A 23634-nucleotide genomic window follows, 5' to 3' on the forward strand; every position below is an offset into this window, starting at 1 on the left:
TGGCTGCTGCCCCCCCGGCGCCGCCTCCAGCCCCCGCTCCGGCGCCGGCCCCCGCACCCGTTCAGGCGGCTGCCGTCGCGCCGCCGGCTCCCGCAGCCGCGCCCGCGCGCGATCTCAATTCACCGCTCGGCATCTGGCTCACCGAGGAGAAGGAAGGCAAGGTCCGCATCGAGCAATGCGGCACCAATCTCTGCGGCTATTCGGTCGACAGCAAATCGAACCAGAACGGCGAGCAGGTCCTCATCAACATGAAACCCGCCAAGGACCAGAACAAGGATCAGAAATGGTCCGGCCGCATCCTCGATCCCAACTCCGGCTCGACCTACGATTCCACGATCGCGATGAAGGGCACCGACCGCCTGCGCGTGCAGGGCTGCGCCTTCGGCGGCATGTTCTGCGGCGGCCAGACCTGGACGCGCGTGAACTGAGTCCGGCTTCGACGTTCGAACCGAGACAAGGGGCCCGCGATCCGGGCCCCTTTGCTTTTGCCCGCGATCTCTTTGCGGAGTGCGCCACCTCACTGAGCCCCTTGCGCACGTGACAGCCCTCACATCGCGGGTTCCGCGCTCATGCCACGATCCCCCCATGGTCAACCAACGGGGCGTGTCATGAACGGATTTTGCAAAGGTCTCTTCGCCAGCATTGTCGCCATCGCCGTCCCGCTGACGCAGGCGGGCGCGGCGACCTCCACCTTCGACGGCGCATGGAATGTCCGCATCTCATCAACGAGCGAGACTTGCGGTAACGGCGCAACGGTCTCGATCGGCATCAGCAACGGTCAGATCGCATCGAGCAGCGCTGTGGTTTCAGCATCCGGCCGCGTGGCCGATGCCGGCAGCATCAATGTCACCTTGAGCACCGGGATCAAACGCGCCGTCGGCTTCGGCCGGCTCAGCGGCACTTCAGGCTCCGGCACATGGCGCGGCCCCCTGTGCACGGGCACGTGGACGGCGGAGCGGATGTGATTTGCCGCGTCCCGGACGCGCTGCAACGCGCAGCGTTGCTGCACTGAGCCGGGACCCAAGGGCACTTGCTTTGAGGAAGCTTGCGGGCCCCGGATCGGCAACGCCGCGCTTACGCGCTGCATTGGATCCGGGGCACGAGAGATTAGCCGAGCGGCGCGCCGTACTCCGTGTCGGTCACCGGCTCCAGCCAGGTCGAATAGACGCCGTCGAGCGCCTCCTGCATGGCGATGTGGCACATGCTGTTGTTTGGCGAGGCGCCGTGCCAGTGCAGTTCACCCGGCGGAATCCAGACGGTGTCACCGGGACGGATCTCCTTGACAGGGCCACCCTTGGTCTGGACGCGGCCGACGCCCGAAATCACGTAGAGCGTCTGCCCAAGCGGATGGTGGTGCCAGTTGGTGCGCGCGCCCGGCTCAAAGGTGACGCGCGAGCAGTTCAGCCGCGCCGGCGCCGGCGCCATGATCACGGGGTCCTGCAACACGGTGCCCGTAAAATTTTCCTTGGGCGCGCGGCGGGTCGGCCGCGTGCCTGCGACGGTGATTTCCATGGGATACCTCGTTTCCTGTTACTTCTTGCTGGCGGCGTAGCGCGCCTTGGTTTCGGCGTTCATGGGATAGAGGCCCGGCAGCACCGCGCCGTTGTTCACCTCGTTGACGATCCAGGCTTCCATCCGCTCCTGCTCGACGCCCTCATTGAGCACGTGATCGAGCATCGCCTGCGGGATCAGCACGCAGCCGTCCTGGTCGGCGACCACGATGTCGTTCGGGAATACCGCAACGCCGCCGCAGCCGATCGGCTCGCCCCAGCCGACGAAGGTGAGGCCTGCAACCGACGGCGGCGCGGCATAGCCGTCGCACCACACCGGAAGATTGGTGCCGAGCACGCCCTCGACGTCACGTACCACGCCGTCGGTGACGAGTGCGGTCACGCCGCGCTTCATCATGCGGGCGCAGAGGATGTCGCCGAAGATGCCGGCATCGGTGATGCCCATGGCATCGACCACGGCAATGCAGCCGTCCGGCATCGCCTCGATCGCGGTGCGGGTCGAGATCGGCGACGACCAGGATTCCGGCGTCGCCAGATCCTCGCGCGCCGGCACGAAGCGCAGCGTGAAGGCCGGCCCGACCAGCCGCGGCAGGCCCGGGCGCAGCGGACGCGCGCCGCGCATCCACACGTTGCGCAGGCCCTTCTTCAGCAGGACCGTGGTGATGGTGGCAGTGGTGATGCCGGCGAGGGTCTTGCGGGCTTCGGGGGACAGCGACATGGACGAGAACGAGCTCCGGATGGGCGGGAAAGAACGCGCGCATCTTGCGAGCCGCAGCCCTTGCGTCAAGGGCCAAAGAGCCAGCAAGAACGCAGGGCCGCTGGGCTGTTATGCGACGCGATAACAACGCTTTATCGTTTCCCCTTGCATTAATTTATTGGACTTGCGGGCGCATTTACGCGAAGCAAGGAAAAGCGGAACTCAAGGATGAGCCCGCATTTCCTGAGAAGCCCGATTTCGACAGCCCTTCGACAGCTCATGGCCGCGACGCTTCCCCCGCCCCGCCTTCTGCCCAGTGGCGACAGCGCCGTCACGGTCGAATTCAGCCGCACCATCGATGACGCCGCCAACGAGCGCGTGCTCGCGCTCGACAAGGCGCTCGCAGCAAGCCCCATCGACGGCATCACCGAGACCGTTCCGACCTATCGCTCGCTGCTGGTGCATTACGATCCCGGCAAGATCGGCTTCGACGCGCTCGGCGAAAAGCTGCTCGCGCTCGCCAGCCAGCCGCTGCCGCCGGCCGCGAAGGCGCGGCGCTGGCGCATTCCCGTCGCCTATGGCGGCGAACACGGCATCGACCTCGAGGATGTCGCCAAGGCGCTGAACACCACGCCCGACGACATCGTCGCCCGCCACGTCGCCGGCGACTACCGCGTCGCCATGATCGGTTTCACCCCGGGCTGGTCCTATCTCAGCGGCCTCGACAAATCCCTGCACATGTCGCGGCGGCAGAGTCCGCGGCTGTTCACGCCCGCCGGCACGATCTCGATCGGTGGCATCCAGGCCGGAATCCAATGCCTGGCCGCGCCAAGCGGCTGGCACCTGCTCGGCCGCACGCCGGTCAGAACCTATCAACTCCACCGGAATCCGACCTTTCTCACCGAACCCGGTGATCGCGTGACGTTTTTTGCCATCGACCACAAGACCTTCGAGGAACAGGATCGCGCCGCCGAGGCTGGCGAGATCATCGCCGAGCAGGTGGTCGCATGAGCCGGCTCGTGATCGCCAGCATCGGTCCCGCAAGCTCCGTCCAGGACGGCGGCCGCCACGGCGCGCAGCGCTACGGCCTGACGGTCAGCGGTGCGATGGACCGGCTTTCGCTGGCGGCAGCGAACACGCTGGTCGGCAACGAGCCGTTTGCGGCCGTCGTCGAGATCGGCCCCTTCGGCGCCACGTTCACTGCCAAAGACGGCGCCGTGCGCGTCGCGATATCAGGCGCGCCGCGCAATGCGGACGTCGCCGGTAAGCCGGTGGCCATGGACACGTCAGTGACGCTCAAGGACGGCGAGACGCTGACGCTGGGCTTTGCCCGCGGCGGCGCGTTCACTTATCTGGCGATCGAAGGCGGGATCAAAGGCGAACTGGTGTTCGGCAGCCTTGCGGTGAACGCCCGCGCGGGCCTCGGCAGCCCCTACCCGCGCCCGCTGCAGGCCGGCGATGAGTTCACAGTCGATGCCGCAAGCGGCGCGCCCGAGCTGCGCATCGAGCTACCGAAGCCTGCAAAAGGCCCGATCCGCGTCCTGCTCGGACCGCAGGACGACGAGTTCGACGACGCCAACAAGGCGCTGTTCCTCGATAGCGAGTGGAAGATCTCGGCGACCTCCGACCGCATGGGCTACCGGCTCGAGGGCCCGGCGATCAAGCATCTGCATGGCCACAACATCGTCTCCGACGGCACCGTCAACGGCAGCATCCAGGTCCCTGGCAACGGCTCGCCGATCGCGCTGATGATGGATCGCGGCACGTCCGGCGGTTATCCGAAGATCGCAACCGTGATCACGGCCGATGTCGGCCGCCTCGCGCAAACCTCGGCGGGAACCGCGTTCCGCTTCCTTGAGGTCACCATGGCCGAGGCGCAGGAGGAGGCGCGCAAGTTCGCGCAACTCATCCGCAACCTGCCCGATCGCCTGCGCTCTTCCGATACCGTCGAGCTGAACATCGAGGCGCTCAGCGATGCTAATGTCGCGGGCTATGCGGTGAGCGCTATGGATGCCGGGACCTGGCAGGTCACGGCGGAGCCGTAAGCGACAAGACGACCAGAGGCGGAGAGCACCCCATGAAGACGATCGATCTCAATTGCGACCTCGGCGAAGGTTTTGGCGCGTGGGAGATGGGCAACGACGCCGCGATGATCGACCTTGCCAGCTCGGTCAACGTCGCCTGCGGCTTCCATGCCGGCGACCCCGACATCATGCGCCGGACGGTGGAACTGGCGAAGGCGCGCGGCGTCTCGGTCGGCGCCCATCCCGGATATCGCGACCTGCACGGTTTCGGCCGGCATCCGATCGCGGGCCTGAAGGCCTCCGAGATCGAGAACCTTGTCGCCTACCAGATCGGCGCGTTGCAGGCGATCGCGACCGCGGCCGGCCACAAGGTCACGCATGTGAAGGCGCACGGCGCGCTCTCCAACGTCGCCTGCGAGGACGACATGACGGCCAAGGCGATCGCCGCCGGCATCAGGGCGGTCGATCCGAGCCTGATCTTCGTCGTGCTCGCCAATTCGAAGCTGGTGAAGGCCGGCGAAGACGCCAATCTGCCGATGGTGCACGAGGTGTTCGCCGACCGCGCCTATGAGGACGACGGCAACCTCGTCTCGCGCAAGAAGCCCGGCGCGGTGCTGCACGATGCCAAGGCGATTGCCGATCGCGTGGTGCGCATGGTGCAGGACGGCGCGGTGGTGTCGGTGACGGGCAAGGTGATCAAGATGCGCACGGACACGGTGTGCATCCACGGTGACACGCACGGCGCCGTCGAGATCGCGCGCACGCTGCGTCAGGCGTTGAAGGATGCGGGGATCGAGGTCGCGCCGTTCAAGCGCGGGGCGTAATCAGAACGGGTGCACCGAGAGCGTGCCGAACACGATCGCGGCGATGACCGCGAAGGCGCTGTAGAGCCCAACGTGGTGCATGCTCGCCCCGGTCCGACGCGAGAGCGAGCGCGCGTAGAAGTGCAGCCTGGCTTCCGCCGATAGTTCGCGCATGGTCGATCTCCAACGCCCCATTTGTGGGAGTATGAAGGATCAACCCTGGCAGGAGGCAAGATGGCGGCGAAAATAGCGATGGAGGTTCTCTGAAGGCGCCCCGTCGCAGGCGCAAATTCTCTGCACCCGAGGGTTCCGAGAATCTTATTCGTTAAGATCCGAGCCAGCTGGAACCGGCCCGAATGACGGTGAGATGACAGCCGGGCGGAGGCATTCAGACCCCCTCCAAACAAAATTGTCGAAAACAACCCCATGCACAGTAGAAACGGCCCGGCGGCGCGACGTCCGGCGGTTGCGCCGCCGGGACGATTTGCGCTGATCGGCTCGCGCCTTAGTAGACGTCAGCCTGGAAGCGGCCCGTCTTCTTGAGCTCGGCGACAAAACTGACGGCCTCATCCGTAGAACGTGCCCCGAACTGCGCGACGATGTCGACCAGCGCGCGCTCGACGTCCTTGGCCATGCGTTTGGCATCGCCGCAGATGTAGAGATGCGCGCCTTCGGCAAGCCAGGTCCACACCTCGCGGCCGACCTCACGCATACGGTCCTGCACGTAGAACTTCTTCTCGCCGTCGCGCGACCAGGCCAGCGACATGCGCGTCAGCAGCCCCGAGGTCTTCATCGCGTTGAGCTCTTCCTGGTAGAAGAAATCGCAATCGCTGCGCTGGTGGCCGAAGAACAGCCAGTTCTTGCCGGGCGCGCCGGTCGCCTTGCGATCGAGCAGGAAGGCGCGGAACGGCGCGATTCCGGTGCCGGGGCCGATCATGATGACAGGCGTCTTCGGATCCTGCGGCAAGCCGAAACCATGTGCCTTCTGCACATAGACCTTGAGCTTCTCGCCCTCGGCGATGCGTTCGCCGAGGAAGGTCGAGGCCACGCCGATCCGCTTGCGCTTGCCGATGACGTAACGCACGGAGTCCACCGTCAGCGACAGTTTTCCCGGCGTCGCATTGTGCGAGGACGAGATCGAATAGAGCCGCGGCTGGAGCGGCTCCAGCGCCTCGACGAAGGCCTCCGGATGCGGCCGCGTGCCCGAAAACTTCTGGAGCGCCGCCATGACGTCGAGCGTGGCGGCGTCGCCATCGGGATCCTCGCCCTGCGCCAGCGCCCGCGCCTTCTCGCGCTGCGCGCCGCCGGTGATGAAGGAGATCAGCTCGAACAGCGTGTCGGGCGCCGGCGACAGCGAGACGTCGTCGATCAGCACCTCGCGCAGCGTCTTGCCGTTGACCTTGGTGGTGTGGGAGGCGCCCAGCAGCGCGATGATCTGATCGACGAGGCCGACCTCATTGCGTGCGAACACGCCGAAACTATCGCCAACGACATAGTCGAGCTTGCTCTCGGCGAGATCGAACTCGACGTGATAGGTCTCTTTCTCCGACTTCCCCTTGTTGAGCAGGCGCCGCGACAGGAATGTCGCCGCGATCGGATTGTCGCGCGAGCGGCCGGGCTCGGCGATCGTCACCGTCACGGCCGGCGCCGCCACCGCATCCACCTTGTCGGCCGACTTGGCCGCCGGCGCCTTGTCCAGCTCCTCGTACAGCGACTTCAGCATCCGCGCGGTTTCCTTGCCGCCGGGGACGCAGAGATTGAGCCGTGCTTCGCTACGGGTGGCGATCGCCTCCGAATAGTCGTGGCAATTGTAGCCGCACTGGCCGCAATCCTGCTGCGCCATCGCGGCCATCATCTTGCGGCGCACGGGACGGCCTTCGGCGAGCTTCATCCGGTCCGCGATCGGCATGGTCTGGTCGTGCCATGGCGCTTCACCGTCGTCGCCATCACCGGCTTGCATGACGGCGGCGCCCTGCTCCGCCGACAGCGGCGTGGCCACATCAGGCGACAGCAGCCCGGCAAAGAAGCCGTTGAGCCAGGAGCGCTGCGCGTCGGAGAACGGCGCGCTGGCGGGAATGATGTCGAGTTTCGGCGGAGGCGTGATCTGGTTCATGCGGACACCTGTGCATCGGCAAGCTTGCGCAGCGTTTCGCCATCATGGCGGCGCGCAAAGGACAGGAAGGTCTCGTCGGGCGACGAGCGGTGGGCGATATAGGCCTTGAGCAGTCCCTCGACCGTCTTCGGCGCGTCTTCGGCCTTGAGGTCGTGATAGACCTCCTGCCCGACATCCGCATCGGGACCGAACCCGCCGCCGGTGAAGAGGTGATAGCCGTCCACCGTGTCTTCGTCGTTGATCGGCACGCGCGCTCCGATCAGGCCGATGTCGCTGATGTAATGCTGCGCGCAGGAATGATGGCAGCCGGTGACGTGGATGTTGACCGGCTTGTCCATGGCGACGCGCGGCTCGCACCAGTCGCCGATCTCGGCGGCATTGCGCTTGGTATTGGAAGCCGCGAAACGGCAACCGGCACTGCCGGTGCAGGCGATCAGGCCGGCGCGGATGTGCGAGGCCTCGACCGCGAGCCCGATCTGCTTGATCGCCGCAATGGCGAGCTCGACATTCTCGTCGCGCACGCCCGATATCAGCAGGTTCTGCCAGACGGTCAGGCGGATCTCGCCGTCGCCGAGGTCCTGCGCCACTTTGGCCAGACCCCGCATCTGATCGCAGCTGATCTTGCCGAGCGTCAGCGAGACGCCGATCCAGTTCAAGCCGTCCTGCTTCTGCTTGTGCACGCCGATATGCGCCATGCGGTCCGCGGCTGGCCGCGGCGCAAACGCCTCTTCCGGCACGCGCGTGAACGGGGTCTTCAGCCGCTCCTCGACGAGTTTAAGGAAACCGTCGTGGCCCATGGCATCGAGCACGTATTTCAAACGCGCCTTGTTGCGGTTGGTGCGGTCACCTTGATCGATGAACACGCGCACGATGGCGTCGGCGACGGCGGTGGCCTCCTCCGGCTTGACGATGATGCCGGAGTACTTTGCGAAATCCTTGTGTCCGGTGATGCCGCCGAGACCAAGGCGGAACCAGATTCCGGGCTCGACGCCAAAACCGTCCTTCACCTCGAACGCGGTGAAGGCGATGTCGTTGGTTTCCTCCAGCACCGCGATCCTGCCGGCGCCGTCGAAGGCGACGTTGAACTTGCGCGGCAGGCCGTAGAGCGAGCGGTCGTTGAGGATGTGGTAGTGCCACTCACGCGCATAGGGGCGCGTGTCGATCAGTTCCTGCGGGTCGATGCCGGCCGTCGGCGTCCCTGTCACGTTGCGGATGTTGTCGGCGCCGGAGCCGCGCGAGCACAGGCCGAGGTCCTGGATGCCCTCGATCAGCCTGATCGCATTCTTCGGCGGGATCTCGCGGAGCTGGAGATTGGCGCGCGTCGTGACGTGGCTGTACGGGCCGCAGAGATCGTCGGCGAGATCGGCAAGGCCGGACAGCTGCCAGTGCTTCATGATGCCGTTCGGGATGCGCAGCCGGCACATGTAGGAGTCCTGCGTCGGCGCGACGTAGAAGATGCCGTAATAGCGCCAGCGGAAATTGTCCGCAGGGCTCGGCGGCGTGTTGTCGAGCGCCTGCTGCCGCAGTCGCGGATAGGCATCGAACGGATGCTCGTCGCGCTTGAACTTCTCCTGGTCGGCGAGCTTCTTGCCGGCTGCGATGACCTTGTCCTGCGCCTTGATGTGGACGGCGTCGGGGCCCGTGGGCTCGGCATTGGCCTTGCCGGCACTGCSGCCGAGACCGCGACCGACCCGGCTGATCTGCAAACCGGTCGTGAAGCCTTCGAGATAGCGTTTCTGCTCGTCGGAGAAGTCGACTGAGAGCGTATCGATTTTCATGGTCGGTAACGAAGCTCCTGCGGCCACCGGGTGGCATCGACGGAAAATTGCGCGACCCGCGAGGAACTCGGCTGGCTCAAGAAGCCGGCTGCGCACCCAACGGTCCGGTCAGCTTCGTTGCTGCGGGACTTGGCTCAGCAGGCGTCTGTGACAAGCTGGCCGCACTGCAACATACAAGTTGCGTGCCAGCTTCAATGAAATGAAAATTTCTTTGATTTCAGATGGATACAGACGAGCCCGGAAAATCGCGGTCCGGAACCCTCATGAAATTCGAGCAGGCGGCCCAAAATTTAGCCGATGATCTCTTCCGCCCAAAAACGATGCAGGACCGAATCAGGCCTTCCAGCGTCCGACCTCGAAGGCCTCCAGATGCCCCCGGATGTTGCCGGGATCGAAGGCCGGGCCCGCAAATGCCCCGAACGCCGCGGGGGCTTCAGCGGGCGATTGCTGACCGAGGGCTGCGTCGTAGAGGTCGGGCCTGAACACGGCCATCGCCGTCCTGACGCCGTCAGGCGTCAACGCCGTTTGCCCCCAGCGCACCATCTGCGCATAGAGCCAGGCCGCCTGAACCGGATCGGGGCGCCCTGCCCCTTCGCGTCCAACCAGGAGATAGCGACCGCTCTCGCGGAGGGTGCCGTCGGGAGAAATCTTCAGGCGCCCGGTGAGGGTTCGCTGGATGACTTCGGCATCGACGCCGATCCGTTCCGGCTGCGCCAGGATCCGCGCCGCCTCAGACAGGTTCGCGGGATTCTCGATGAACTCGGCGCCCTTCACGGCCGCGCGCACCAGCGCTGCCACCACATCCGGATGCTTGTCGGCCCAGACCTGGCGAACCGCCAGCACCTTCTCAGCCGCGCGCAAGAGAATGTCGGAGACGAAATGCAGGATGTGGCCGATGCCGAGATCGACCGCGACCGAGTTCCAGGGCGCGCCGACGCAGAACGCATCGACATGGCCATTGGCGAGGCTATCGACCATGTAGGGCGGCGGCAGCACCACGAGACGCACATCCTCATCCGGATCGACGCCGGCCGCCGCCATCCAGAACCGCAGCTGGTAATTGTGGGTCGAGAACGGGAAGGTCATGCCGAAGGTCAGCGGATCGGCACCTAGCTTGCGCCGCTTCGCGACGACCTTCGCCAGCGCTTTCGCCGTGACAAGCGGATCGAAGCGGTCACCGTCGATCTCCTCCATCAGCGCGGCATGGAGCGCCGGCGAGACTGTGATCGCGTTGCCGTTGATACCGAGATTGAAGGGCGCCGCGATCGGCACCTTGACGTGGCCGAGCCCGAGCGAGGACGCGATCGCCACCGGCGCCAGCAGATGCGCGGCGTCGAACAGGCCGATATTGAGCTTGTCGCGCACGTTGGACCAGGAGACCTCGCGCACCAGCTCGACCTCGAGCCCTTCGGCGGCGGCAAAGCCCTTGTCGACGGCGACGATCAGGGCGGCGGCGTCGACCAGCGGGATGAACCCGATGCGGAGGGGACCGGTCATTTCAGCATCTCCGACGCGGTGATGATCGACTGCGCGATCTCGCCGATTTTCTTCTTCTCGCGCATCGCCGTGGAGCGCAGCAGCACGTAGGCCTCGTCCTCGGTGAGGCCCTTGACCTTCATCAAAATTCCCTTGGCCTTCTCGATGATCTTGCGGTCCTCGAGCTGCGACTTGGTGCGCTCCAGCTCCTCCTGGAGTTTTGCGAAGGCGTTGAAGCGGGACACGCAGAGGTCGAGGATCGGCTTGATGCGCTCCTTCTTCAACCCGTCGACGATGTAGGCGGATACTCCCGCCTCCACGGACGCCTGGATCGAGGCTGAATCGCTCTGGTCCACGAACATCGCGATCGGCCGCTTCACGGCGCGGCTGACCTGGAACATCGCCTCAAGCACGTCGCGGCTGGGGTTTTCCAGATCGATCAGGATGATGTCGGGATCCACCGCATAAATACGGGCGAGCAGGCTCTGCATCTCGCGGATATGGACGACCTGCGTGAATCCGGCCTCCCGCAACCCCTCCTCGAGGATCGCAGCCCGGATCGGGCTTTCGTCGACAATCACGATTTTAGGCGACTGTTCGGCGCTCATAGCTCACTCACCACCCGGCGATTCATCCATAGCATGCCGGAGGGCGATGCAAAGGGTTGTAATTATGGGCAATTGGGACTAGCTCAGGCCTGTCAATCAGGCAGATCAGATATGGATCAGACGGCTGCGCCCAAGGTCAGCTTCGTGTCGCTCGGGTGTCCCAAGGCATTGGTGGATTCCGAGCGCATCATCACGCGCCTGCGCGCCGAGGGCTACGAGCTCGCCCGCAAGCATGACGGGGCCGACATCGTCATCGTCAATACGTGCGGCTTCCTCGACAGCGCCAAGCAGGAATCGCTTTCGGCGATCGGCGAGGCCATGGCCGAGAACGGCAAAGTGATCGTGACCGGTTGCATGGGCGCGGAACCCGAGCAGATCGAGCAAGCCTATCCCGGCGTGCTCTCCATCACCGGCCCGCAGCAATATGAGAGCGTGCTGGACGCCGTGCATCGCGCGCTGCCGCCCGCCCACAATCCGCATCTCGATCTGGTGCCGCCGCAGGGCATCAAGCTGACGCCGCGCCACTACGCCTATCTGAAGATCTCCGAGGGCTGCAACAACCGCTGCACGTTCTGCATCATCCCGAAGCTGCGCGGCGACCTCGTCTCGCGTCCGGCCAATGACGTGCTGCGCGAGGCCGAGCGCCTCGTCGGTGCCGGCGTCAAGGAGCTGCTGGTGATCTCGCAGGACACCTCGGCCTACGGCGTCGATCTCAAATACGCCGAGAGCCCGTGGAAGGATCGCCAGGTCCGCGCCAAATTCCTCGACCTCGCGCGCGAGCTCGGCGAGCTCGGCGCATGGGTCCGCCTGCAATATGTCTACCCCTACCCGCATGTCGACGAGGTCATCGCGCTGATGAACGAGGGCAAGGTGCTGCCCTATCTCGACATCCCGTTCCAGCATGCAAGCCCCGAGGTGCTGAAGGCGATGAAGCGCCCCGCAGCGCAGGACAAGACGCTGGCGCGGATCAAGCGCTGGCGCGAGGAATGTCCCGATCTTGCTCTGCGCTCGACCTTCATCGTCGGCTTCCCCGGCGAGACCGATGCCGATTTCGCCTATCTGCTCGACTGGCTGGATGAGGCCGAGATCGATCGCCTCGGCTGCTTCAAATACGAGCCGGTTGCCGGTGCGACGTCGAATGCGATCGAGAACCCCGTGCCCGAAGAGATCAAGCAGGAGCGCTACAACGCGCTGATGACCCGCCAGCAGAAGATCTCCGCGCGCCGGCTGAAACGCAAGGTCGGCACGCGCCAGCAGATCATCATCGACGAGGTCGGCCCGACGGTTTCAAAAGGCCGCTCCAAGGCCGACGCGCCGGAGATTGACGGCGCGGTTTACCTGTCGAGCCGCCGCCCGTTGCGCGTCGGCGAGATCGTCACCGCGAAGATCGAGCGCGCCGACCAAYACGACCTGCACGGCAGCGTCGCAGGGTTCTGACGGCGCCAACGATCGCGTCACCTCTCTTGCGGGTCGCTGCAACCGGATATGAAGAAGGTCGTCGTGCCCGGGCTTGTCCCGGGCATCCACGTTCTTCGTGCCACTGGGCAATGCGTGGATGGCCGGGACAAGCCCGGCCATGACGCTGTGGAAGCCTCTGTTGCCTCAAGCTTGCAGGGAGCAGACCGTCGCTGGGCTACAGCTCCGTCAAACCAGCCATTTCGGCACCCAGCGCTCCGGGCGTCGGGCGCGGGCGAGATCGGCCTGGGCTTCGGTCAGCTTGGCGGGCTCGCCGTCGATGGTCGGGCGCACAACGTATTCGAAGTTCGTCATGTCGCTTCTCCCGATGCCTGCCGTCCGTCATGCGCGGAAAACACCTCCTTGGCTGCGAACAGCCCGTTCACCGCCGCCGGGAAGCCCGCATAGACGGCCATCTGCATGATGATCTCCACGATCTCGTCGCGAGACAGCCCGACGTTCAGACCCGCCTCGATATGCACTTTGAGCTGAGGCGCGGCATTTCCGAGCGCCGTCAGCGCGGCGATCGTCGCGATCTCTCGATCGCGCAGGCCGAGGTCCGGGCGGCTGTAAATGTCGCCGAAGGGAAACTCGATCACGTATCGTGCGAAATCCGGAGCGATGTCGGCGAGTGAGGCGACGACCTTTTCGCCGGCTCTGCCGTCAATGCGTGACAGGGCCCGCTGGCCGCGATCGAAGCGGCTTTCGGCTTGTGTTTGGGCGTGCGTCATTTTCCTTCGTCCTCTGTTCATCGCCGGCATAACCGGAGATCTTGGTATCAAGGACGAGCAGGCATTCCTGGAGTTCGGCAATCTGCGTGCGAACCTGTTCCCGGTGGATTTCCAGCATCTGCCGCCGGGCTGGCCCGGTGGCATCGCCTTCATCACGAAGCGCCGCATAACGCAACATGTCCCGGATCGGCATTCCCGTGGTCTTGAGCCGACCGAGGAATGCGATCCATGTGAGGATCGATGCGTCAAAGTCACGCTGGCCGGAACGATCCCGGTCTGCGTATGGCAGCAGCCCGACGCGCTCATAATAACGCAACGTGTGCGTCGACAAGCCGGTTCGTTTTGCGAGGTCGCCGATCTTCATGTGTGCCCGTTCTCGTACTGACGCACGTACAGATACCCCTTCGAGCGCACTCTAAGTCAAGGGGGATCGCAAGGGGGATCGAAGGTGCCGTTCCCGCGAGGTCAAGACGGCGCGACAGCAGAAGAATACCGGTTCGACGCGACTAGTCGCCGGCAAAAAGGATCCCCTCGATGTCTTCCGCTTGCTGACCTCCGGCCAGACTGACCCAACCAGTCAGTCCATTCTTGTTCCGAACGAGGAAATGGTAGCGCTCGGACGAGTCCTCCTCACGTCGGTCGCTTGCGACGAGCACCTCAACGAACTCACCCTTCGGAATGGTGCCGACCGCATTCGTCGCAGCCTTATCGAAATAGAACGTCAAGTCATGCAGCGTCTTTGACTTGAGGCCGACGTAATGAAACGGCTGGTTAACCTCCTTCAATCGGTCGTCGTCAAGGCAGTACTTGCGTCGATGGTCGAACATCGTATTGACGTGACCGGAGGCGTAGACGCAACCGTCGCCGGGTATCTCGAATCGGAGGCCTTCGATCTGGTCTTGATAGAGATCGCCCGCGCCTCCAATCAGGTTAAATACGCAATTGTAGTCGGCACTACCGCCGGAGCTGCAGACAACCAGGAAGTACCTCTCCGACCGAAGGCGAAGCTTCGTTTCAAAAACGTAGGTGAGAATAACGCCGCCAGCATCGGCCTCATCGCTGTTTTTCTTTTCGTCCGGTGTGATCACGTGAGGCCGCGTGAGCGCGGGATCGGTAGCCAGCACGATCGGAAGGTCGGCAACGGCGCTTTCCACGAGCTCGGCTTGCGCGTCTGCGGCCGAGGCCGCTGACATCAGCAGGATCGCGACAATCAACCGGTGACAAAGGCCGCGCATCAGCGAACTACCCCGACGAGAAGCTAATTCAATCAGCAACCTGATTGCACGGCTCCGTGACGGGATTCTGACGGTGTTCCTTCACGCCAGCCATTTCGGCACCCACCGCTCCGGGCGCGGGGCGCGCGCGAGATCGGCCTTTGCTTCGGAGAGCTGCGCCGGCTCGCCGCCGATGATCGGACGCACATCGTATTCGAAGTTCGGCATGACGCGGCCGTCGACATAGAGACCGAATTTCATCGCGTGCCACAGCCCGAGCTCGGGCTGTGCCTTGCGCATCTCCTCGCGCAGATCGCGCAGCAGCGATTCGATCGAGGCGGCCTCCTCGAACGGCTGCGGGCCGAGGGTCAGGACGCGGGCCTCATACTGCTTGCCGACGATCGCGACCTCGAAGCGGGTCTTGTCCCAGGGCTTCTTGCCCTTGGGCAGATGCGCGGCGAGCCGCCAGCCGAGCTCGGCCATCAAGCGATGATTGGCCCAATAGTCTTCGCGATCCCGGCTCCATTTTTCCACGAAGCCGCGGAAATCGGGAAGCTCCGCGGCACCGTCGTCACATGCCGCCTTGTCGCCGATCGGCTGCCCGGCAAGCCATTTCGCGAGCTCGTCCGTCTGACACTCGACCTCGTCATGCGGCTTGAGATCGCTCCAGGCCTTGTCGAATTGCTGCGACGTCAGCTTCGCCAGCAAGCCGTCGAGGCTCGGCGCGAGCAGCTCGTAATCGCCCTCGGAGCCCAGCCCCACGATCGGCGGATTGTCGCGATCAAGACCCGCGCCATACCAGCCGCCGACGGCCGAGCCATCCGGCAGCCGCATGAACAGTGAAAACCTGTCGCGCAAGGGACTGCCGTCGAAGATCGGCGCCTGATCGGAGAACTGGCCTTGCAGGGAGAAACGGCCGACGCTGCCCCACGGGCGCCCGTTCAGCCAATCGGCAAAGTCGACCAGCAGGGATGGCGCCTCGATGCCCGGCGGAAACGCGCCGCGAATGCTGTCGAGGTCGATTGGATAAGGCGTATCGGACAAGGTCTTCAAACTATCTGGTTGGTCCCGCCTTCTTGGTCTGATCCGTGATGCATTCGGTTCGAACCAAGTCGCGTCCTTCGATCACAAACGCGCTAGAGGCGCAATGGTTTCGATGTGGAAAACAATGAAACACACTGAAACGTCAAGGATTCTCTTCAAGCTGTCTGCGATCGGCATCGCAATGGCCGTGTTCGCCCTGTCCGCCCCCGCCACCGCGCGATCGCCGTCAGCCGCGCAGGCACGCCAATGGTGCTATAGCGACGACGACGGGGACCGCGAGGACCAGCGCATCGCCGGCTGCTCGGCCGTGCTCAAGGCCGATCCCTCGAATGTGCGGGCGCTGGCCAATCGCGGCGAGATGTTTCGGCGAAAAGGCGACACGGAGCGTGCCCTGGCGGACTTCAACCGTGCCATCGATCTCGATCCGAAAGACGCCGACCTCTGGTACAATCGCGGCATCGCCCATGACGATCTCGGCGACACCGACCACGCCATTGCCGACTACACGCGCGCGATTCGGCTGAATTCCCGCGACGCGCTCTACTACAACAACCGCGGCAATTCCCACATCCACAAGAACGACTACGAGCATGCGATGGCCGACTACGATCAGGCCATCAAGCTCGACCCTAAATTTGCGCTGGCCTATTTCAATCGCGGCACTGCCTATCGCAACCATGGCGACGACGCTCGCGCACTGGCGGATTTCGATCTCTCGATCAAGCTCGACCCGAATTACGGCCCGGCCTACGGCAACCGCGCGAGTCTTCCGCGACCGCGGCGACCGTGCGCGTGCGCTGGCCGACTTCGCAAAATCGCTTCAGCTCAGTCCGAACAACGATCGCGATTTCTTTGCGCGCGCGAACATGTATTTCGACACCCACGACTATGCGCAGGCGCTGGAGGATTACGATCGCTCGATCAAGGCCAATGCGAGCTATCCGGGCGTGTTCAATTCGCGTTGCATGACGCGTGCGATCCTTGGCCGCCTGCAGGAGGCGCTGGCCGATTGCGAGCAGTCGCTGCGGATGGCTCCCAACGACCCCTATACGCTGGACAGCCGCGCCCTCACGTATCTGAAGCTCGGCAATCTCGACGCGGCGATTGCGGATTACGACGCGGCGCTGAGCGCAAAGCCTGAGCTCGACGGCTCCCTCTACGGCCGCGGACTGGCGAAGCGAAAGAAGGGCGACAGCGAAGGCGCTGAGCAAGACATCGCGGCCGCCAAGGCAATCAACGCCGGCATCGCGGACAGTTTTGCGCGCTACTGCGTTCAGTGACGTGCTCCCATCTCGCCGATGCACGCCGGACGGGTGTTCTTCAAAACGCCCGCTTGACAAGCCCTGCCCTTCGGCTGTAGGGACCCGCCCCATGATCAACGCTCGGACCCATCAGCGCACCGAAATGCTCCGCCGTCGCTTCCGCGACGACGAGAGGGTGCGCCATGTCCGACGACGCCGCTGAACCACTGAATTCAGCCGAGTTTTCGAGAAAGGCCGCACCCGCAAGGTGCGGCCTTTCTGCTTTTTGCGCCCCTTTTCCACCCCCGTCCCCACAGGAGTTCGACATGACCACGCATCCGTATGACGCGCTGATGGACATCACCGCACGGCCCAAGGCCGTGTTCGTCCGCGGCGCCGGCTCCTACCTCTGGGACGACAGCCGCAAGCGCTATCTCGATTTCGTGCAGGGCTGGGCCGTGAACTGCCTCGGTCACTCCCCGCCCGCGATCGCCGATGCGCTTTCCGCGCAGGCCAAGCGGCTGCTGACGCCGAGCCCGGCGTTCTACAACGAGCCGAGCCTGAAGCTTGCCGAGCGGCTTGTCGCAAACAGCGCGTTCGACCAGGTGTTCTTTGCCAACTCGGGCGCGGAAGCCAACGAGGGCGCGATCAAGCTCGCGCGTAAATACGGCAGCCTGCACAGGAACGGCGCGTTCGATATCATCAGCTTCGCAGGCGGCTTCCACGGCCGGACGCTGGCGACGATGTCGGCCTCGGGGAAGAAGGCGTTCGAACCGCTGTTCGAGCCGAAGGTCGCCGGCTTCAAGAAGGCGAAGCTGAACGACATCGCCTCGGTCGAGGAGCTGATCAACGACAACACCGTCGCGGTGATGCTGGAGCCGATCCAGGGCGAGTCCGGCGTGTGGCCCGCAACCGATCAGTTCCTGAAGGAACTGCGCGCGCTCACCGAAGCGCACGGCCTGCTGCTCATTTTTGACGAGATCCAGACCGGCATGGGCCGGACCGGAAAACTCTTCCACTACGAGCACACAGGCATCGCGCCCGACATCATGACGCTTGGCAAGGGCATCGGCGGTGGCGTGCCGCTCGCAGCCCTGCTGGCAACCGAACGTGCCTCCTGCTTCGAGCACGGCGATCAAGGCGGGACCTTCAACGGCAACCCGATCATGTGCGCGGCAGGGCTCGCGGTGCTGGAAGAGATCAGCAAGCCCGACTTCCTGAAGACGGTCACCGAGACCGGCCTGCTGCTCGAAAGCGAGTTGYAGAAGGTCTCGGCCCGGCACGGCCTCGGCGGCGTCCGGGGACGTGGCCTCCTGCTCGCGCTCGACCTCAAGCTGCCGATCGCGCCAGGCATCGTCGCGCAGGCGTTCGAGGCCGGCGTGCTCCTGAACGCGCCGCAGCTCGACACGCTGCGCTTCATGCCGGCGCTGAACGTCACGCGGGCCGAGATCGTCGAGATGATCGATTGTCTCGACGGGATTTTGACCAGGGCCGGCGCGGCAAGACGGGTGGCGTGAGGCCAGTCTCGTGCCCCGGACGCAGCGCAGCGCCCCTTCGGCTCTGCGCAGCAGCGTTTCACGCTGCGGCGCGTCCGGGACTCGGGAGCCGAGGATGACGAGAGACTACGGCTTCAGGATCGACGCGCCGGTGGTCTTGCGGCTTTCGAGATCGATATGCGCCTTGGCGGCGTCCTTGAGCGCGTAGGCGTGGTTGATCGGCACGTGCAGCTTGCCGTTGATGACGGCGGCGAACAGCGTGTCGGCGCCTTCCAGCAGCTCCTTGCGCGTGCCGACGTAGTCGTTGAGCTTCGGCCGCGTCGCAAACAGGGAGCCGTGATTGTTGAGCTCGGCGATCGAAAACGGCGGCACGGGCCCCGAGGCATTGCCGAACGAGACGAACATGCCGCGCGGCTTCAGGCAGGACAGCGAGCCCGGGAAGGTCGCCTTGCCGACGCCGTCATAGACGACGTCGCAGCCCTCGTTGCGGCTGATCTGCTTCACGCGCGCGACGAAATCCTCCTCGTTGTAGAGGATGACGTGGTCGCAGCCATTTGCCTCCGCAAGCTCCGCCTTCTCGCGCGAGCCGACGGTGCCGATGACGTGCGCGCCAAGCGCCCTCGCCCATTGGCAGGCCAACAGGCCGATGCCGCCGGCCGCGGCATGGATCAGCACGCGATGGTGCGGCTCGACCTTGAAGGTCTTGTGCAGGAGATACCAGACCGTCAGCCCCTTCAGCATCAGCACGGCGCCCTGCTCGTGCGTGATGTGGTCGGGCAGCTTGACCAGCTTCTCCCAGGGGATGTTGCGCTCGCCGGTATAGGCACCGAGATTGTGGTAGTAGGCCACGCGGTCGCCGGGATGGAAATGTGTCACGCCGGGCCCGACGGCGATGACCTCGCCCGAGGCCTCGTTGCCGGCGATGAAGGGCAGCCCCGGCGCCTTGTAGAGGCCGGTGCGATAATAGACGTCGATGAAGTTCAACCCGACCGCATGCTGGCGGATGCGCACCTCGCCGGAAGCCGGCGCCGGGACATCGACGCTCTCATAGACCAGGGCTTCGGGGCCTCCGACCTTGTGCACACGGACGGCTTTGGTCATCACCTGACCTCCTCTCGGTCTTCTCGCCGCTGAGCGAAAGACATCGCGCCCGCCTTGTCAACTCGACCCAGATTGGAACGGCTAAACGGACGACTTGCGGACTTTCCTGCGGTTGCGCTTCGCCAGCACGTTGAAGAATTCCACCGCCGCCGAGAACGCAATTGCGAAGTAGATGTAGCCGCGCGGAATGTGGAATTGGAATCCGTCCGCGACCAGCGCGACGCCGATCAGCACCAGGAACGCCAGCGCCAGCATCTTGGTGGTCGGATGCTCCGCGACGAACCGCGACACCGGCCCCGATGAAATGTACATGATCAGGCAGGCGATCACGACCGCCGCGATCATGATCTCGATGTCCTGCGCCATGCCGATCGCGGTGATGATCGAGTCCAGGGAGAACACGATGTCGATGACGATGATCTGGACGATCACCCAGAAGAACGCGCTGCCTCCGGACTCCCGATCGCCCTCGCCGTCATCGGCTTCGACCTCGGCGTGGATCTCGTGCGTCGCCTTGGCGATCAGGAACAGGCCGCCGCCGATCAGGATGAGATCGCGCCAGGAGAAGCCGTAACCTGAAAACGAAAACACCGGCGCGGTCAGGCCGATCAGCCAGACCAGCAGGCTAAGCAGGATGATGCGGAAGATCAGCGCCAGCGCGAGCCCGATCTGGCGGGCGCGGTGGGCCTGCTTCTCGGGGATGCGCGAGACGATCACCGACAGGAAGATGACGTTGTCGATGCCGAGCACGATCTCGAGCGCGGTCAAGGTGAGCAGCGCGGCCCAGGCTTCAGGACTAGTGAGGAGGTGCATCATGCGAAGGATCTTGCCAGGCGGATCAATGCGTCGCTGAAGCTGATCCAGAGCGCGATGGCGCAGAGCACGATGGTCACGCCGGTGCCGACGCGAAAATCCATCTCCAGCACATAGAGGCCGAGCACGGCCCAGATCGCGATCAGCGACATCGTCAGCCAGCGCAGCCGAACCACCCGGACCGGATGCAGCACGTGGAACGGCACGAAGGTCAGCACGACAAGCGCCGCGACCAGCAGCGTCGATGCCAGCGGCGGCCAGTGCAGCAGGAACAGATAGAACGCCGCCGCATTCCACAGCGCCGGAAAGCCGCGAAAATGATTGTCGTCCGCCTTCATGCGCAGATCGGCAAAATATAATGCGCTGGTGACGATGATGGCGATGCCGAGCAGCGGCGCGGCCACCGGCAGCAACAGCCCGCTCGCCACGATCGCATAGGCCGGCACGAAGACATAGGTGACGAAGTCGACCACGAGATCGAGCACGTCTCCCGACCAGTTCGGCTGCACATCCTTGACCTTCAGCAGGCGGGCGATCGGCCCGTCGATCGCATCGATGATCAGGGCAACGCCCAGCCACTGAAACATCGCCGCCCAATGCTCGCGCACGGCCTCCAGCATCGCCAGCAGCGCGATGGCCGCGCCGAATGCGGTGAAGATGTGCACCGAGAAGGCCGCGGCGCGTATCGCCGGTCTCGGCTTCAGGGAATCCTCTTGGGTATCCATGGCTTCTGCTATCAGAATGGGACCGGTTTGCACATCCGCCATTGCGGCGCGCGGTCGCACAATTCGCCACAAAATCAAGGAAATATAGCCGGGCTTGAATTTGCCGCGCAGCATGTCAATTGTCGTTCCATGACAGATGCATCGACACTCCATGACGCGGCCGTGGTCGGCGGCGGACCGGCGGGACTGGCGGCCGCCATCGCACTGGCGCAGGCCGGCGCGCGGACCGCGCTGGTGGCGCGGCGCATGCCCTACGCCGACAACCGCACCACCGCCCTGCTCGGCGCCTCCGTCGATCTCCTGGAGAGCCTCGACGTCTGGCCGCGCTGCAAGGGCAAGGCGGCCGCGCTCGAAATCATGCGCCTCGTCGACGACACCGGCCGGCTGTTCCGGGCGCCGGAGGTCCGGTTCTCCTGCCACGAAATCGCGCTCGACGCCTTCGGCTACAATATCGACAACCGCTCGCTGATGCTGGCGATGGAAGAACGCGCGGCCGAGTTGCCCAACCTCGTCCGTTGCGATGACGAGGCCGAAAGCGTCGTCATCGAAGCCGACGACGTCGCGATCCGCACGGCGTCCGCTGAATTCCTCACGGCCCGGCTCGTGGTCGGCGCCGACGGCCGGCACTCGCTGTGCCGGGAAGCCGCCGGCATCGCGATGACGCGACGCGACCTGACGCAGACCGCGCTGACCTTCAACGTCGGCCACGCGCGCCCGCATCGCAACGTCTCGACCGAGTTCCACACGCCGCATGGCCCTTGCGTGTTCGTGCCCCTGCCAGGCGACCGCTCCAGCATCGTCTGGGTCTCGGCCCCCGCCGAGGCCGAGCGGCTTCGCGGCTTGAGCGACGCGGAGCTGTCCGCCGCGATCGAGAAGCAGTCGCATTCCATTTTGGGGCGCATGACGGTCGAGCCGGGCCGCAACCTATTCCCGCTGGCGATCGAACGTCCAAAATCCTTCGGGCGCGACCGCATAGCGCTGGTCGGCGAAGCCGCCCATGTGGTCCCGCCGATCGGCGCCCAGGGCCTCAACCTTGGTCTGCGCGATGCCGCTGACATCGCCAGGCTTGCGGGCGAAGCCATCGCTGCAGGCCAGGATCCGGGCGCGCCCGACGTGCTCAAGCGCTACGACCGGGCGCGGCGTCCGGACATTTTGAGCCGCACGTTTGCGATCGACATCGCCAACCGCTCCCTGCTCAACGATTTCCTGCCGCTCCAGCCGGTCCGCGCGGTCGGCATGCACCTGCTCGGCGCCATCGGCCCGCTGCGGCGCTTCGCCATGCGCGAGGGCCTGACCCCGACGTGGCGGCGATAGGCTCGCTTACGGAAACGCCAGCCGGCCGGTCTGGATCGCCCACATCACGCTGGTCAGCGTGACCACCGACGCGAAGGTCCCGAGCAGCACCGCGACAGAGGCGGATTCGATCCAGGCGTCGTTCTGCCGGGCGATCACGAACACGTTGAGCGCCGGCGGCAGCGAGGCCATCAGCACGGCGGTCGCGGCCCAGGGCTGCGCGAACGGTCCGAACGCCAGCATCAGACCGAACGCGGCGAGCGGGTGGATCAACAGCTTCACCGCGATCACGCCCGGCACCTCCCACGGCACCCGGTTGAACGGGCGGAGCGCCACGGTCACGCCGAGCACGAACAGCGCGGTCGGTGCGGCTGCGTTCTGAAGGAACGTGATGGTGCGATCGAGTGCGACCGGCAGCTCGATATGAAGCGCCGCTACGGCGGCGCCAAAGCAGGCCGACATGATCAGCGGGTTGAGCACGATCTGCTTCAGCACCACGGCGAAGGCATGGACCAGCGAGGGATGGTCGCGGTCGGAGAGCTCGATCAGCAGCGGCACGATTGTGAACAGGAAGATGCTGTCGCAGCAGAAGATCAGCGCGGTCGGCGCCGAGGCCTTCGGTCCAAGCACGGCGAGCGCCAGCCCCGGCCCCATATAGCCGATATTGCCATAGCCGCCGGAGAGGCCCGCAAGCGTCGCCTCGCGCAGCGTCAGCCGTCCCAAAACCTTGCCGACCACCAGCGCCAGGGTGAATGCCGCAACCGTGGACAGCGTGGTCGCGACCAGGAACGGCGGGTTGTTCAATTCCGCAAACGGCGTCTTCGACATGATCGCAAACAGCAGCGCCGGCAGCGACACGTAGAGCAGGAAGAAGTTCATCCAGGCGAGGCCCGATTCCGGTAGCGATTTGGCCTTGCCGCAGGCGAATCCGACGAAGATCAAGCCGAAATAAGGTAGCGCCAGATTGAGGATATCGACCATTGATGAAGTGTTTTCTGAAGATTTGGGGGCTATCTGCCCCTTAGCCGAAGGTCAATTACAGATCAGGGCACTAGCATCGGCCACAATCCTGGTCTATCGACGGGGAATGATTAAAGCGAGGACCGCCAAATTCCAGATCGGACAGGTCGTTCGCCACCGGATCTTCTCGTTCCGGGGGGTGATCTTCGACATCGATCCGGAATTCAACAACACCGAGGAGTGGTGGCTGTCGATTCCCGAAGAGGTGCGGCCTCACAAGGACCAGCCGTTCTACCACCTGCTCGCGGAGAACGCGGAGTCGGAATACGTCGCCTATGTCTCCGAGCAGAATCTGGTGCCTGACGATTCCGGCGAGCCGATCCGCCATTCCCAGGTCGCCGAGATCTTCATCAAGGACAAGACCGGCGGCTATCGCCCGCGCAATCCGTCGCTGAACTGAGCCGACCGCGCTTGAAGTGAGTTTTGCCGCCATCAAGCGGCCAGCAAAAAAGGCGCTCGAACCGAGCGCCTTTTTCATGTCCGGGATTTTA

At 64.6% G+C, this 23634-nt stretch carries 25 protein-coding genes and 2 pseudogenes; 11 read left to right on the forward strand and 16 right to left on the reverse strand.

Features of this window, described 5'->3' with window-relative positions; all coding sequences use genetic code 11:
* Both AB4Z51_RS08695 and AB4Z51_RS08700 read left to right on the forward strand, forming a co-directional pair.
* The coding region (locus AB4Z51_RS08695) for a DUF2147 domain-containing protein (protein WP_441497297.1) at positions 1-428 on the forward strand (428 nt) is incomplete at its 5' end.
* Positions 429-608: 180 nt separating this feature from the next.
* Positions 609-965: a hypothetical protein gene (locus AB4Z51_RS08700; protein WP_135213858.1), complete on the forward strand. Its 357-nt coding sequence runs from the start codon at positions 609-611 to the stop codon at positions 963-965.
* Positions 966-1107: 142 nt separating this feature from the next.
* Here AB4Z51_RS08700 and AB4Z51_RS08705 read toward each other — a convergent pair whose 3' ends face one another.
* Together AB4Z51_RS08705 and AB4Z51_RS08710 are read right to left on the reverse strand one after the other, a co-directional pair.
* Positions 1108-1512, reverse strand: a complete 405-nt coding sequence (locus AB4Z51_RS08705) for a (R)-mandelonitrile lyase (protein WP_135213661.1) — start codon at positions 1510-1512, stop codon at positions 1108-1110.
* An 18-nt stretch (positions 1513-1530) separates the two neighbouring features.
* Positions 1531-2229, reverse strand: a complete 699-nt coding sequence (locus AB4Z51_RS08710; RefSeq protein ID WP_008129640.1) for a ribonuclease activity regulator RraA — start codon at positions 2227-2229, stop codon at positions 1531-1533.
* 258 nt (positions 2230-2487) lie between these two features.
* Between AB4Z51_RS08710 and pxpB the strand changes: the two genes are divergently transcribed.
* Genes pxpB through AB4Z51_RS08725 form a run of 3 tightly spaced genes read left to right on the forward strand, consistent with a single transcriptional unit; the run spans position 2488 to position 5056 of the window.
* Positions 2488-3219 carry a 5-oxoprolinase subunit PxpB gene (gene pxpB / locus AB4Z51_RS08715; protein WP_071913808.1) on the forward strand — a complete coding sequence of 244 codons (732 nt, stop codon included), beginning with the start codon at positions 2488-2490 and terminating at the stop codon, positions 3217-3219.
* On the forward strand, positions 3216-4253 hold the full coding sequence (locus AB4Z51_RS08720; RefSeq protein ID WP_441497298.1) for a biotin-dependent carboxyltransferase family protein: 1038 nt from the start codon (positions 3216-3218) through the stop codon (positions 4251-4253). The genes pxpB and AB4Z51_RS08720 overlap by 4 nt, the downstream gene beginning before the upstream one ends.
* Before the next feature lie 32 nt (positions 4254-4285).
* Complete coding sequence (locus AB4Z51_RS08725; protein ID WP_135213662.1) at positions 4286-5056, forward strand: LamB/YcsF family protein; 771 nt, start codon at positions 4286-4288, stop codon at positions 5054-5056.
* On the opposite strand, the gene AB4Z51_RS08730 is transcribed toward AB4Z51_RS08725, so the two are convergent.
* The 5 genes from AB4Z51_RS08730 to AB4Z51_RS08750 all read right to left on the reverse strand — a co-directional run bounded on the left by AB4Z51_RS08730 (position 5057) and on the right by AB4Z51_RS08750 (position 11010).
* Positions 5057-5209 (reverse strand): hypothetical protein, encoded by a 153-nt coding sequence (locus tag AB4Z51_RS08730; RefSeq protein WP_014495196.1) that lies wholly within the window; start codon positions 5207-5209, stop codon positions 5057-5059.
* A gap of 331 nt (positions 5210-5540) precedes the next feature.
* Complete coding sequence (locus AB4Z51_RS08735; RefSeq protein WP_135213663.1) at positions 5541-7148, reverse strand: sulfite reductase subunit alpha; 1608 nt, start codon at positions 7146-7148, stop codon at positions 5541-5543.
* Complete coding sequence (locus AB4Z51_RS08740) at positions 7145-8926, reverse strand: NirA family protein (protein WP_441497299.1); 1782 nt, start codon at positions 8924-8926, stop codon at positions 7145-7147. The genes AB4Z51_RS08735 and AB4Z51_RS08740 overlap by 4 nt, the downstream gene beginning before the upstream one ends.
* A gap of 333 nt (positions 8927-9259) precedes the next feature.
* A complete protein-coding gene (locus AB4Z51_RS08745) occupies positions 9260-10423 on the reverse strand; it encodes a CmpA/NrtA family ABC transporter substrate-binding protein (RefSeq protein ID WP_135213665.1) in 1164 nt (387 codons plus the stop codon).
* The gene (locus AB4Z51_RS08750; RefSeq protein WP_027559205.1) at positions 10420-11010 is read right to left on the reverse strand and encodes an ANTAR domain-containing response regulator; all 591 of its coding nucleotides are present in this window, start codon (positions 11008-11010) and stop codon (positions 10420-10422) included. Before AB4Z51_RS08750 ends, AB4Z51_RS08745 begins: the two co-directional genes overlap by 4 nt.
* 111 nt (positions 11011-11121) lie before the next feature.
* Here AB4Z51_RS08750 and rimO point away from each other — a divergent pair, with 111 nt between their 5' ends.
* Entirely contained in the window at positions 11122-12447 is a 1326-nt protein-coding gene (gene rimO / locus AB4Z51_RS08755) for a 30S ribosomal protein S12 methylthiotransferase RimO (protein ID WP_441497300.1), read from the forward strand.
* A 207-nt stretch (positions 12448-12654) separates the two neighbouring features.
* On the opposite strand, the pseudogene AB4Z51_RS08760 reads toward rimO, so the two are convergent.
* The 5 genes and pseudogenes from AB4Z51_RS08760 to AB4Z51_RS08780 form a co-directional block, all read right to left on the reverse strand.
* Positions 12655-12780 (reverse strand): annotated as a pseudogene (locus AB4Z51_RS08760) (hypothetical protein); the annotation flags it as partial.
* Positions 12777-13196, reverse strand: a complete 420-nt coding sequence (locus AB4Z51_RS08765) for a carboxymuconolactone decarboxylase family protein (protein ID WP_014495189.1) — start codon at positions 13194-13196, stop codon at positions 12777-12779. The pseudogene AB4Z51_RS08760 and the gene AB4Z51_RS08765, both read right to left, overlap by 4 nt.
* The gene (locus AB4Z51_RS08770; RefSeq protein ID WP_071913796.1) at positions 13129-13560 is read right to left on the reverse strand and encodes a MerR family transcriptional regulator; all 432 of its coding nucleotides are present in this window, start codon (positions 13558-13560) and stop codon (positions 13129-13131) included. The genes AB4Z51_RS08765 and AB4Z51_RS08770 overlap by 68 nt, the downstream gene beginning before the upstream one ends.
* 142 nt (positions 13561-13702) lie before the next feature.
* Positions 13703-14470 (reverse strand): SH3 domain-containing protein, encoded by a 768-nt coding sequence (locus AB4Z51_RS08775; RefSeq protein ID WP_439036668.1) that lies wholly within the window; start codon positions 14468-14470, stop codon positions 13703-13705.
* Between the two features lie 42 nt (positions 14471-14512).
* Positions 14513-15463: a hypothetical protein gene (locus tag AB4Z51_RS08780; protein WP_225048847.1), complete on the reverse strand. Its 951-nt coding sequence runs from the start codon at positions 15461-15463 to the stop codon at positions 14513-14515.
* A 349-nt stretch (positions 15464-15812) separates the two neighbouring features.
* Here AB4Z51_RS08780 and AB4Z51_RS08785 point away from each other — a divergent pair.
* From AB4Z51_RS08785 to AB4Z51_RS08795, 3 genes and pseudogenes are all read left to right on the forward strand, one after another.
* Positions 15813-16148, forward strand: a pseudogene (locus AB4Z51_RS08785) (tetratricopeptide repeat protein); the annotation flags it as partial.
* Positions 16132-16734 carry a tetratricopeptide repeat protein gene (locus AB4Z51_RS08790; protein ID WP_439036669.1) on the forward strand — a complete coding sequence of 201 codons (603 nt, stop codon included), beginning with the start codon at positions 16132-16134 and terminating at the stop codon, positions 16732-16734. The pseudogene AB4Z51_RS08785 and the gene AB4Z51_RS08790, both read left to right, overlap by 17 nt.
* Before the next feature lie 287 nt (positions 16735-17021).
* Positions 17022-18212, forward strand: a complete 1191-nt coding sequence (locus tag AB4Z51_RS08795) for an acetylornithine transaminase (protein ID WP_441497301.1) — start codon at positions 17022-17024, stop codon at positions 18210-18212.
* 105 nt (positions 18213-18317) lie between these two features.
* Here the strand turns inward: AB4Z51_RS08795 and AB4Z51_RS08800 are convergent, their stop codons facing one another.
* The 3 genes from AB4Z51_RS08800 to pcsA all read right to left on the reverse strand — a co-directional run bounded on the left by AB4Z51_RS08800 (position 18318) and on the right by pcsA (position 20872).
* Positions 18318-19292, reverse strand: a complete 975-nt coding sequence (locus AB4Z51_RS08800) for a quinone oxidoreductase family protein (RefSeq protein WP_014495182.1) — start codon at positions 19290-19292, stop codon at positions 18318-18320.
* A gap of 81 nt (positions 19293-19373) precedes the next feature.
* A complete protein-coding gene (locus AB4Z51_RS08805) occupies positions 19374-20108 on the reverse strand; it encodes a TerC family protein (RefSeq protein WP_063983222.1) in 735 nt (244 codons plus the stop codon).
* Positions 20105-20872 carry a phosphatidylcholine synthase gene (pcsA, locus tag AB4Z51_RS08810; protein ID WP_167767898.1) on the reverse strand — a complete coding sequence of 256 codons (768 nt, stop codon included), beginning with the start codon at positions 20870-20872 and terminating at the stop codon, positions 20105-20107. Before pcsA ends, AB4Z51_RS08805 begins: the two co-directional genes overlap by 4 nt.
* An 87-nt stretch (positions 20873-20959) precedes the next feature.
* Between pcsA and AB4Z51_RS08815 the strand changes: the two genes are divergently transcribed.
* Positions 20960-22144 carry a UbiH/UbiF family hydroxylase gene (locus AB4Z51_RS08815; protein ID WP_135213669.1) on the forward strand — a complete coding sequence of 395 codons (1185 nt, stop codon included), beginning with the start codon at positions 20960-20962 and terminating at the stop codon, positions 22142-22144.
* A gap of 6 nt (positions 22145-22150) precedes the next feature.
* Here AB4Z51_RS08815 and AB4Z51_RS08820 read toward each other — a convergent pair whose 3' ends face one another.
* On the reverse strand, positions 22151-23104 hold the full coding sequence (locus tag AB4Z51_RS08820) for an AEC family transporter (protein WP_135213670.1): 954 nt from the start codon (positions 23102-23104) through the stop codon (positions 22151-22153).
* Positions 23105-23210: 106 nt separating this feature from the next.
* Here AB4Z51_RS08820 and hspQ point away from each other — a divergent pair, with 106 nt between their 5' ends.
* A complete protein-coding gene (hspQ, locus tag AB4Z51_RS08825) occupies positions 23211-23543 on the forward strand; it encodes a heat shock protein HspQ (protein ID WP_014495177.1) in 333 nt (110 codons plus the stop codon).
* The last annotated feature ends 91 nt before the right edge of the window (positions 23544-23634 follow it).

Origin of the sequence: Bradyrhizobium sp. 2TAF36, from assembly GCF_052114925.1 — a bacterium.
Taxonomy (GTDB): domain Bacteria; phylum Pseudomonadota; class Alphaproteobacteria; order Rhizobiales; family Xanthobacteraceae; genus Bradyrhizobium; species Bradyrhizobium barranii.

Bases quoted from the DNA above. Each gene is read 5' to 3' on its own strand.
- AB4Z51_RS08805 (WP_063983222.1), bottom strand. From the start codon at position 20,108: ATGATGCACCTCCTCACTAGTCCTGAAGCCTGGGCCGCGCTGCTCACC.
- AB4Z51_RS08770 (WP_071913796.1), bottom strand. From the start codon at position 13,560: ATGAAGATCGGCGACCTCGCAAAACGAACCGGCTTGTCGACGCACACG.
- AB4Z51_RS08735 (WP_135213663.1), bottom strand. From the start codon at position 7,148: ATGAACCAGATCACGCCTCCGCCGAAACTCGACATCATTCCCGCCAGC.
- AB4Z51_RS08745 (WP_135213665.1), bottom strand. From the start codon at position 10,423: ATGACCGGTCCCCTCCGCATCGGGTTCATCCCGCTGGTCGACGCCGCC.
- AB4Z51_RS08765 (WP_014495189.1), bottom strand. From the start codon at position 13,196: ATGACGCACGCCCAAACACAAGCCGAAAGCCGCTTCGATCGCGGCCAG.
- AB4Z51_RS08705 (WP_135213661.1), bottom strand. From the start codon at position 1,512: ATGGAAATCACCGTCGCAGGCACGCGGCCGACCCGCCGCGCGCCCAAG.
- hspQ (WP_014495177.1), top strand. From the start codon at position 23,211: ATGATTAAAGCGAGGACCGCCAAATTCCAGATCGGACAGGTCGTTCGC.
- pxpB (WP_071913808.1), top strand. From the start codon at position 2,488: ATGGCCGCGACGCTTCCCCCGCCCCGCCTTCTGCCCAGTGGCGACAGC.
- AB4Z51_RS08750 (WP_027559205.1), bottom strand. From the start codon at position 11,010: ATGAGCGCCGAACAGTCGCCTAAAATCGTGATTGTCGACGAAAGCCCG.
- AB4Z51_RS08790 (WP_439036669.1), top strand. From the start codon at position 16,132: ATGGCGACGACGCTCGCGCACTGGCGGATTTCGATCTCTCGATCAAGC.
- AB4Z51_RS08730 (WP_014495196.1), bottom strand. From the start codon at position 5,209: ATGCGCGAACTATCGGCGGAAGCCAGGCTGCACTTCTACGCGCGCTCG.
- AB4Z51_RS08720 (WP_441497298.1), top strand. From the start codon at position 3,216: ATGAGCCGGCTCGTGATCGCCAGCATCGGTCCCGCAAGCTCCGTCCAG.
- AB4Z51_RS08700 (WP_135213858.1), top strand. From the start codon at position 609: ATGAACGGATTTTGCAAAGGTCTCTTCGCCAGCATTGTCGCCATCGCC.
- AB4Z51_RS08820 (WP_135213670.1), bottom strand. From the start codon at position 23,104: ATGGTCGATATCCTCAATCTGGCGCTACCTTATTTCGGCTTGATCTTC.
- AB4Z51_RS08815 (WP_135213669.1), top strand. From the start codon at position 20,960: ATGACAGATGCATCGACACTCCATGACGCGGCCGTGGTCGGCGGCGGA.
- AB4Z51_RS08800 (WP_014495182.1), bottom strand. From the start codon at position 19,292: ATGACCAAAGCCGTCCGTGTGCACAAGGTCGGAGGCCCCGAAGCCCTG.
- pcsA (WP_167767898.1), bottom strand. From the start codon at position 20,872: ATGGCGGATGTGCAAACCGGTCCCATTCTGATAGCAGAAGCCATGGAT.
- AB4Z51_RS08725 (WP_135213662.1), top strand. From the start codon at position 4,286: ATGAAGACGATCGATCTCAATTGCGACCTCGGCGAAGGTTTTGGCGCG.
- AB4Z51_RS08710 (WP_008129640.1), bottom strand. From the start codon at position 2,229: ATGTCGCTGTCCCCCGAAGCCCGCAAGACCCTCGCCGGCATCACCACT.